At 73.6% G+C, this 1,278-nt stretch carries 1 protein-coding gene; it reads left to right on the forward strand.

Translation table 11 applies throughout. The annotated features are described in order from the left end of the window. Positions 1-72: 72 nt before the first annotated feature. Positions 73-1,200, forward strand: coding sequence for an NAD(P)/FAD-dependent oxidoreductase (locus ABZ885_RS41400; protein WP_360200408.1), 1,128 nt, complete (start codon positions 73-75; stop codon positions 1,198-1,200). Positions 1,201-1,278: the final 78 nt, after the last annotated feature.

Below are 1,278 nucleotides of genomic sequence, written 5' to 3' on the forward strand. Positions count from 1 at the left end.
GCCGCCGCGCCAGCGCCAGCACGGCCGCCGCCCGGGGTTCGCCGGGCGGCCCGACCGACGGGAGTCACCATCTTGAACAGCCCTGTCACGATCATCGGTGCCGGACTCGGCGGACTGGTCCTGGCCCGCGTCCTGCACGTCAACGGCATCCGGTCCAGGGTCTACGAGGCCGATCCCTCTCCGGCCGCGCGCACGCAGGGCGGGATGCTCGACATCCACGACTACAACGGGCAGCTCGCCCTCCGAGCCGCCGGTCTGATGGACGAGTTCCGCGCCATCGTCATCGAGGGCCGCCAGGCGTTGCGGGTCCTCGACCGGGACGGGACCGTCCTGCTGGAGAAGGCCGACGAGGACGGCGGTCGCCCCGAGGTGATGCGCGGTGCGCTGCGGCAGATGCTGCTCGACTCGCTCCCGGCCGGCACCGTGCGGTGGGACCACAGGGTCAGCGGCGTCCGCGGGCTCGGCGACGGCGGTCACGAGGTGACGTTCGCCTGCGGGTGCGCCCTCGTCGCCGGTCTGCTGGTCGGTGCGGACGGCGCGTGGTCCCGGGTCCGGCCGCTGCTGTGCGACGCCACCCCCGAGTACGCCGGCACGTCGTTCGTGGAGACCTACCTGTTCGAGGCCGACACCCGGCACCCGGCTGCGGCCGGGGCGGTCGGCGGCGGGTCGATGATCGCGCCCTCTCCGGGCAAGGAGATCTTCGCCCACCGGGAGAGCGGCGCCACCCTGCACACCTACGTACAGCTCGCCAGGGAGCGGGACTGGTTCGCCGCCATCGACTTCACCGACTCCGCGGCGGCCACCGCGCGCATCGCGCAGGAGTTCGACGGCTGGGCGCCGGAACTCACCGCGCTGATCACCGACACCGACACCGCGCCGGTCCTGCGCCCCCACTACACGCTGCCGACCGGGCTCCGGTGGGACAGGGTGCCGGGGGTGACCCTGCTCGGCGACGCCGCCCACCTCGCGGCCCCGAACGGCGAGGGCGCCAACCTCGCCATGCTCGACGGCGCCGAACTCGGGAAGTCCCTCGCCGCGCACCCCGATGACGTCGATGCCGCGCTCGCCGAGTACGAGGAGGCGATGTTCCGGCGCCCCACCGAGGAGGTCGTGTTCGAAGGTGCCGAGGTCCGCGCGATGGACTCCGAGGGCAACACGGCCCGGGATCTGGTCGACCTGATCGACGAGCAGGGCCGGTGAGCCCCGTGCACGACGTCGCGATCGTGGGCGCCGGCCCGGTCGGCACGTTCCTCGCCTGCGAACTCGCCCTGGCGGGCT

This window comes from Kitasatospora sp. NPDC047058 (genome assembly GCF_040643935.1).
Classification (GTDB): domain Bacteria; phylum Actinomycetota; class Actinomycetes; order Streptomycetales; family Streptomycetaceae; genus Kitasatospora.